The organism is Pseudomonas sp. CM25 (assembly GCF_013179705.1).
Classification (GTDB): domain Bacteria; phylum Pseudomonadota; class Gammaproteobacteria; order Pseudomonadales; family Pseudomonadaceae; genus Aquipseudomonas.
In genome coordinates this window covers 1-7,813 of the sequence record NZ_JABMCW010000265.1, presented here as the reverse complement: position 1 = coordinate 7,813, position 7,813 = coordinate 1, and the positions used below count along the sequence as shown (strand labels likewise).

Annotated in this window: 8 protein-coding genes; 4 read left to right on the top strand and 4 right to left on the bottom strand. The window is 63.3% G+C overall.

The genetic code is table 11. The features are described 5' to 3' along the window. From rlmD to HP546_RS22380, 4 genes are all read left to right on the top strand, one after another. The coding region (gene rlmD / locus HP546_RS22395; protein ID WP_172229563.1) for a 23S rRNA (uracil(1939)-C(5))-methyltransferase RlmD at window positions 1-1,267 on the top strand (1,267 nt) is incomplete at its 5' end. A 98-nt stretch (window positions 1,268-1,365) separates the two neighbouring features. Further along, window positions 1,366-3,606 (top strand): GTP diphosphokinase, encoded by a 2,241-nt coding sequence (relA, locus tag HP546_RS22390; protein ID WP_172229553.1) that lies wholly within the window; start codon window positions 1,366-1,368, stop codon window positions 3,604-3,606. A 92-nt stretch (window positions 3,607-3,698) separates the two neighbouring features. Continuing rightward, window positions 3,699-4,532, top strand: coding sequence for a nucleoside triphosphate pyrophosphohydrolase (gene mazG, locus HP546_RS22385; protein WP_172229551.1), 834 nt, complete (start codon window positions 3,699-3,701; stop codon window positions 4,530-4,532). Between the two features lie 26 nt (window positions 4,533-4,558). Continuing rightward, complete coding sequence (locus HP546_RS22380; protein ID WP_172229549.1) at window positions 4,559-5,098, top strand: DUF2058 domain-containing protein; 540 nt, start codon at window positions 4,559-4,561, stop codon at window positions 5,096-5,098. A 69-nt stretch (window positions 5,099-5,167) separates the two neighbouring features. Here the strand turns inward: HP546_RS22380 and HP546_RS22375 are convergent, their stop codons facing one another. From HP546_RS22375 to purM, 4 genes are all read right to left on the bottom strand, one after another. Beyond that, the gene (locus tag HP546_RS22375) at window positions 5,168-5,347 is read right to left on the bottom strand and encodes a hypothetical protein (protein WP_172229547.1); all 180 of its coding nucleotides are present in this window, start codon (window positions 5,345-5,347) and stop codon (window positions 5,168-5,170) included. A 173-nt stretch (window positions 5,348-5,520) separates the two neighbouring features. Beyond that, window positions 5,521-6,231 (bottom strand): DUF3108 domain-containing protein, encoded by a 711-nt coding sequence (locus tag HP546_RS22370; protein ID WP_172229545.1) that lies wholly within the window; start codon window positions 6,229-6,231, stop codon window positions 5,521-5,523. Between the two features lie 8 nt (window positions 6,232-6,239). After that, entirely contained in the window at window positions 6,240-6,893 is a 654-nt protein-coding gene (gene purN / locus HP546_RS22365) for a phosphoribosylglycinamide formyltransferase (RefSeq protein WP_172229543.1), read from the bottom strand. Beyond that, the coding region (gene purM, locus HP546_RS22360; protein ID WP_172229541.1) for a phosphoribosylformylglycinamidine cyclo-ligase at window positions 6,893-7,813 on the bottom strand (921 nt) is incomplete at its 5' end. The genes purM and purN, both read right to left, overlap by 1 nt.

Sequence of the window (7,813 nt, the reverse complement as noted above, 5' to 3'; positions counted from 1 at the left end):
GGAAATCGAGCGCCTGGCTGGTGATGGCCGTGGCATCGCCTTTGTCGAGGGGCGTACCTGGTTCGTCAGTGGCGCCCTGGCCGGTGAGGCCGTGGAGGCGCGGGTGCTCAATGCCCGCGGCAAAGTGGTCGAGGCGCGCCTGGAGCGCTTGCTGCAGGCCAGTCCCGAGCGCCGTGAAGCACCGTGCCGCTACTACGACCGCTGCGGCGGCTGCAACGTGCAGCACCTGCCACACGAGGCGCAGCTGGCGCTGAAGCAGCGCACGCTGGCCGAACAGCTGCAGCGGGTAGCCGGGGTACAGCCAGAGGAATGGGCCGCGCCGCTGAGCGGGCCGGAATTCGGCTACCGGCGCCGGGCCCGGGTGGCCGTGCGCTGGGACGTCAAGGCGCGTCAGCTTGAGGTCGGCTTCCGCGCCGAAGCCAGCCAGGACATCATCGCCATCGACGACTGCGCGGTGCTGGTACAGCCCTTGCAGTCGATTCTGCGCCACTTGCCGACCGTACTTCGCTCGCTGGGCAAACCGCAGGCGCTGGGCCATGTGGAATTGTTCAGTGGCACCGCCGAGGCGCTATTGGTGCGCCATGTTGCACCGCTGCCGGCAGACGATCTGGCCAAGCTGCAGGCGTTTTGCGAGCAGGCCAATGCCCAGTTGTGGCTGCAAGGCGAAGGTGAGCCCGCGCCGGTCGACCCGACGGCGCAACTCGGCTTTACCCTGGCGCCGTGGCAGCTGGAGCTGGCCTGGCGCCCGGGCGACTTCGTGCAGGTGAATGCGCAGGTCAACACCGCGATGATCGAGCAGGCACTGGCCTGGCTTGCACCGCAGGCCGAGGAGCGCGTGCTGGACCTGTTCTGCGGCCTGGGCAACTTTGCCCTGCCGCTGGCCCGACAGGCTCGCGAGGTGGTGGCAGTGGAAGGTGTGCAGGCGATGGTTGATCGCGCTGCAGCCAATGCCCGGAACAACAATGTGCATAACGCACGGTTTTTTCAGGCCGATTTATCGCAGCCTTTGGCAGGCGCCGGATGGGCCGCCGAGGGCTTTTCTGCGGTACTCTTGGATCCACCGCGCGACGGTGCGTTCGAGGTGGTGCAAGGCATCGCCCGCCTCAAGGCCAGCAGGCTGGTCTATGTATCGTGCAACCCGGCCACGCTGGCGCGAGACGCCCAGGTGCTGGTCGGCCAGGGGTACCGGTTAAAAAGGGCCGGGATTCTCGACATGTTTCCTCAAACGGCACATGTCGAGGCCATGGCGTTATTCGAAGCGGGCTAGCTGACTGGCCCCTTGGTGCGGCTTCCAGGGAATGGCGGCCGCACGGTGATCGCCAGCGCATCCATTAGTGCTGCGCTGTATGGAAAGGTAAAAAAAAGATGGTACAGGTGAGAGTGCACCAGCCGGTCAATACTGACGGCAGTATCAATCTCGAAGCATGGCTGGACCATGTGGTAAGCGTCGATTCAGCACTGGATCGCGCAGCGCTGAAAGAAGCCTGCGAGTTTGCCCATGAGGTGGAGAAAAAAGGTAACCCGGCCAAGCATTCCTGGGCGGACGGTACGTCCAGCTTCCAGGCGGGGCTGGAAATCGCCGAAATTCTCGCCGACCTCAAGCTCGACCAGGACTCCCTGGTGGCAGCCGTCATCTACCGCTCGGTGCGCGAGGGCAAGGTCACCCTGGCCGAGGTCAGCCAACGGTTTGGCCCGGTGGTGTCCAAGCTGATCGACGGCGTGCTGCGCATGGCCGCCATCAGCGCCAGCCTCAGCCCACGGCAGTCGCTGGTGCTGGGCTCGCAGGCGCAGGTCGAGAACTTGCGCAAGATGCTCGTGGCCATGGTCGACGACGTGCGCGTGGCCCTGATCAAGCTGGCCGAGCGCACCTGTGCGATCCGCGCGGTCAAGGCTGCTGACGACGAGAAGCGCCTGCGTGTCGCACGCGAGGTGTTCGACATCTATGCGCCGCTGGCGCACCGCCTGGGTATTGGTCACATCAAGTGGGAGCTGGAAGACCTGTCCTTCCGCTACCTCGAACCCGACCAGTACAAGCAGATCGCCAAGCTGCTGCACGAGCGCCGGCTGGACCGCGAGCGCTTCATCAGCGATGTGATGAACCAGCTGCAGAACGAGCTGCTGGCCACCGGCGTCAATGCCGACATCAGCGGCCGGGCGAAACACATCTATTCGATCTGGCGCAAGATGCAGCGCAAAGGCCTGGAATTCAGCCAGATCTACGATGTGCGCGCCGTGCGCGTGCTGGTCCCGGAAATCCGCGACTGCTACACCGCGCTGGGCATCGTGCACACCCTGTGGCGGCATATCCCCAAGGAGTTCGACGACTACATCGCCAACCCCAAGGAGAACGGCTACCGCTCGCTGCACACCGCAGTGATCGGCCCCGAGGGCAAGGTGCTGGAGGTGCAGATCCGCACCCACGGCATGCACGAAGAAGCGGAGCTGGGGGTGTGCGCGCACTGGCGCTACAAGGGCACCGACGTCAAGCCCAGCTCCAACCATTACGAAGAAAAGATCTCCTGGCTGCGCCAGGTGCTGGAATGGCACGAGGAGCTGGGCGACATCGGTGGCCTGGCCGAGCAGCTGCGGGTCGACATCGAGCCGGACCGGGTCTATGTGTTTACCCCGGACGGCCACGCCATCGACTTGCCCAAGGGGGCCACGCCGCTGGACTTCGCCTACCGCGTGCACACCGAGATCGGTCACAACTGCCGCGGCGCCAAGATCAACGGGCGCATCGTGCCGCTCAATTACAGCCTGCAGACTGGCGAGCAGGTGGAGATCATCACCAGCAAGCACGGCAACCCCAGCCGTGACTGGTTGAACTCCAACCTGGGTTATGTCACCACCTCGCGGGCGCGGGCCAAGATCGTGCACTGGTTCAAGCTGCAGGCGCGCGACCAGAACGTCGCCGCCGGCAAGACCTTGCTCGAGCGCGAGCTCAGCCGGCTGGGCCTGCCGCAGGTGGACTTCGAGCGCCTGGCCGAAAAGACCAACGTCAAGACCGCCGAGGACATGTTCGCCTCGCTCGGCGCCGGCGACCTGCGCCTTGCCCACCTGGTCAATGCCGCCCAGCAGTTGCTGGAGCCCGACCGCATCGAGCAGATCGAACTGGTACCGCGCAAGCCCACCGGGCCGCGTACCGGCAAGCGTGGCGACATCCAGATCCAGGGTGTTGGCAACCTGCTCACGCAAATGGCCGGCTGCTGCCAGCCGCTGCCCGGCGACGCCATTGTCGGCTACATCACCCAGGGCCGCGGCGTGAGCATTCACCGCCAGGACTGCGCCTCGGTACTGCAGCTGGCCGGCAAGGAGCCGGAGCGCATGATCCAGGTCAGCTGGGGGCCGATTCCGGTGCAGACCTACCCGGTCGACATCGTCATCCGCGCCTACGACCGCCCCGGCCTGCTGCGCGACGTGTCGCAGGTACTGCTGAACGAGAAGATCAACGTGCTGGCGGTGAACACCCGCTCGAACAAGGAAGACAACACCGCGCTGATGTCGTTGACCATCGAGATTCCGGGCCTGGACGCCCTTGGGCGCCTGCTGGGGCGGATCTCGCAGCTGCCGAACATCATCGAGACGCGGCGTAACCGTACCCCTTGAGACCGCGGCGCCTGCTTTGCCGGTAAACCCGCTCCCGCACCTGTGGGAGCAGGTTCACCCGCGAAGAAGCCACCACCGAAGGACCTGCCTGAATGACCTACACCCTCGACGACCTGCTGCACCTCATGGCCCGCCTGCGCGACCCGCAATACGGCTGCCCATGGGACCTGAAGCAGAACTACGCGAGCATCGTCCCGCATACCATCGAAGAGGCCTACGAAGTCGCCGACACCATCGAACGCGGCGATTTCGAGCACCTGCAGGGCGAGTTGGGCGACTTGTTGTTTCAGGTGGTCTACTACAGCCAGCTGGCCCGGGAGGAGGGGCGTTTCGAGTTTGATGGCGTGGTCGACAGCATCACCCGCAAACTCATCCGCCGCCATCCGCATGTCTTCCCCACCGGCGAGCTCTACGCCCCGGTGGATACCCCCAGCCTGAGCGAAGCCCAGGTCAAGTCACGCTGGGAAGAGATCAAGGCCGAAGAACGCGCCGAAAAAAGCCAGCCCGAACAGCTCTCGCTGCTCGACGATGTGCCGGCAGCCTTGCCGGCGCTGTCGCGGGCAGCCAAACTGCAAAAACGCGCGGCCACGGTCGGCTTCGACTGGCCAGCGGCCTTGCCGGTGCTGGACAAGGTGCGCGAAGAGCTGGATGAAGTGCTTCAGGCCATGGCCGATGGCGACGCCGATGCGTTGGAAGATGAAGTCGGTGACCTGCTGTTTGCCGCCGTCAACCTGGCCAGGCACCTCAAGCAGGACCCGGAAAATGCCCTACGCCGCGCCAACCGCAAGTTCGAGCGGCGTTTTCGCTTTATCGAACAGGCATTGCGCGACAGTGGCCGCCCCATTGAAGATTGTAGCCTTGACGAGCTGGACGCCCTTTGGGGTGAAGCCAAACGTCAGGAAAAGAACCTGCCCAGCTGCGGCTGAGCTGTTGCATAAGTGAGTGAACATTCATGAGCCTTTCCCTTCGCGACCAATTGCTCAAAGCCGGTCTGGTCAACCAGAAACAGGTTTCTCAGGCCACCAAGGCCGAGAAGAAACAGAAACGCCTGGAACACAAGGGCCAGGTCGAGGTGGACGACAGTCAGCAGCGCTTGGCCAAGGAAGCCATGGCCGAAAAAGCCAAGCGTGACCAGGAGCTGAACCGCCAGCAGCAGGAAAAGGCCGAGCAGAAGGCCCGTGCCGCGCAGATCAAGCAACTGATCGAAGCTACCCGCCTGCCCAAGCTCAATACCGAGGACTACTACAACTTCGTCGACGACAAGAAGGTCAAGCGCATCGCCGTCAACGCCCTGATGCGTACCCGGCTGAGCAACGGTGCATTGGCTGTGGTGGGCCATGGTGGTGGTTACGAGGTGATTCCGCGAGAAGCGGCAGTGAAGATCCAGGAGCGTGACCCTGGTCGCATCCTGTTGCTCAACACCCATGTCGAGGAAGCGGACGAGGACGACCCGTACGCGGCCTACAAGATCCCTGACGATCTGATGTGGTAAGCACGAAAAACCCCGCCTTGGCGGGGTTTTTCTTTTGAAGGCTGGGTCATTGCGTTGAAAGCCCGGTCATTACGTGGTGCGCTGGTTTTCCAGGTCTTCCAGTTCTACACGGTACTGATGCGCTTCGTGCTCATTGTGGAACATGCCCACCAGCTGGCCTTGCTGGTGCACATCCCAGATCCGCACGCCAGCGGCCAGGCCTTCGTGGGACATTTTCGATTCGTCGCGTTCGGTTACTTGGACTGTCATCGGTAAACTCCACTTCTTCAGTTGGCTGCGACACTGTGTCGCACACCTTCTTTATAGAGTTTGTTAGCAGGCTAAGTAAATAAAACAGGCATGAAACAAGTTTCATGTAGGCCGCCCAGCCATGAAAAAGCCCCGCACTGGGCGGGGCTTCAGGTGTTGCTGGCAGGGCAGTATCAGTTGCCTTTCACCGGCTTGCCATCGACCGTGCCATCCTGCAGCACGATCACGTACTCCTTGCCATCGGTCTCCACCTGGCGCAGTTGCACCAGCAAGTAGTCCCAGCTCTTGGCAAACCACAGCTCGGTGATGCGTTTGCTCTGGCTTGGGTCGCGCACGCGCTCGACCTTTACCGCATCGACCTGGCCGGTCTTGGTGGTGACCTTTTCAGTACCCAGTACGCGGAAGTCGTAGGTGTCGATCTCGTCACCATCAACCACCTGGTAAGTCATGCTCTTCTTGCCAGCGGCCACATCATGCTGCAGGGCCAGCTGATAAGACGACTTGTCCAGCACGCCGCGGTTCAGCGGCAGGCTGACGGCATCGCCACGGTCACTGCCAGTGACCTTCTTGGCGGTCCAGTCGAAATTGAGGTCGACCTTCTTGGCCTTGCCCAGGCCACCGCGCTCGAAGTGGTACTTCTGCGGCAGCAGAGTGTCGTTTTCCAGGCGCAGGGTACTTTGCTCGGTCAGGCTGGCGATCATCATGGAAGCCTTGAAGTTCAGGTCCCAGGTACCGTTGGCGTTCTTGACCAGGCTGCGCTCGGCGGTGCCGCTCATGGGCAGTTGCTTCCAGTCGGCGGTGTAGCTGGCCGAGAACGGCTTCAGATCAGCTGCCTGGAGGGGCAGGGCGAGCACGGCAAGTGCCAAGAGCAGGGCGCGACGCATAAGTTCTCCTAGGATCGAATCAAATGACCGCTGGCGGGCAGCGGCTGGCCATCCAGTAATGCACCCTGTTCACCAAGACGCAAGCGCCCTTCGGCAAACCAGCGCACTGCCAGCGGATAGATCAGATGTTCCTGACAGTGCACCCGCTGAGCCAGGCTTTCGACGGTGTCATCAGACACCAACGGCACCACAGCCTGTACGACCAGTGGCCCGCCATCGAGTTCCTCGGTCACGAAGTGAACGCTGCAGCCATGCTCGGCGTCGCCTGCCTCCAGGGCCCGGCGGTGGGTATGCAGGCCCTTGTATCTGGGCAGCAACGACGGGTGGATATTGAGCAGACGGCCCTGGTAGTGGCGTACGAAGTCGCCACTGAGGATACGCATGAAGCCGGCCAGTACCACCAGGTCCGGGGCAAAGCCGTCGATGCACGCCATTAGCGCGGCATCGAAGGCTTCACGGCCGTCGTAGCGGGTGTGGTCGAGCACGGCGCTGTCGATGCCGGCGGCCGCAGCGCGCTGCAGGCCGTAGGCATCGGCGCGGTTGGACACCACCGCGCGGATGTGCGCCGTGCTGTCCTGGCCCTGGCAACTGTCGATCAGGGCTTGCAGGTTGCTGCCGGAGCCCGACAGCAGTACCACTACATTGCAGGTCTTGCTTGGCATCAGTGTGCCTTGAGGTTCTGCAGCTCGACCTGGGCAGCGCCTTCAGCGGCCTCGGCGATGTGGCCGATCACCCACGGCTGTTCACCGGCGGCGCGCAATTCGTTCAGGGCCGCTTCGACCTGGTCCTGGGCTACGCAGATGACCATGCCGACACCGCAGTTCAGCACGCGGTGCATTTCATGCTCGTCGACGTTGCCTTTTTCCTGCAGGAAGTCGAACACTACCGGGCGCTGCCAGCTGGCCACGTCGACCACGGCCTGGGCGTTTTTCGGCAGGACGCGCGGAATGTTGTCCAGCAGGCCGCCACCGGTGATGTGGGCCATGGCCTTGACGGCGCCGGTGTTCTTGATCAGCTGCAGCAGCGGCTTGACGTAGATGCGGGTCGGGGCCATCAGCAGGTCGGTCAGCGGCTTGCCATCCAGCTGGGTGTTCTCGATGTCGGTAGCGGACACTTCGAGGATTTTGCGGATCAGCGAGTAGCCGTTGGAGTGCGGGCCGGAGGACGGCAGGGCGATCAGCGCGTCGCCGGTGGCAACCTTGGAGCCGTCGATGATCTCGGCCTTTTCCACCACGCCTACGCAGAAGCCGGCCAGGTCGTAATCTTCGCCTTCGTACATGCCTGGCATTTCGGCGGTTTCACCACCGACCAGCGAGCAACCGGCCAGTTCGCAACCGGCGCCGATGCCGGTTACCACGGTGGCGGCTACGTCCACGTTGAGCTTGCCGGTGGCGTAGTAGTCGAGGAAGAACAGTGGCTCGGCACCGCACACAACCAGATCGTTGACGCACATGGCGACCAGGTCCTGGCCGATGCTGTCGTGCTTGTTCAGGTTCAGCGCCAGGCGCAGCTTGGTGCCGACGCCGTCGGTGCCGGAGACCAGCACCGGCTGCTTGTAGCCGGCCGGGATCTCGCAGAGGGC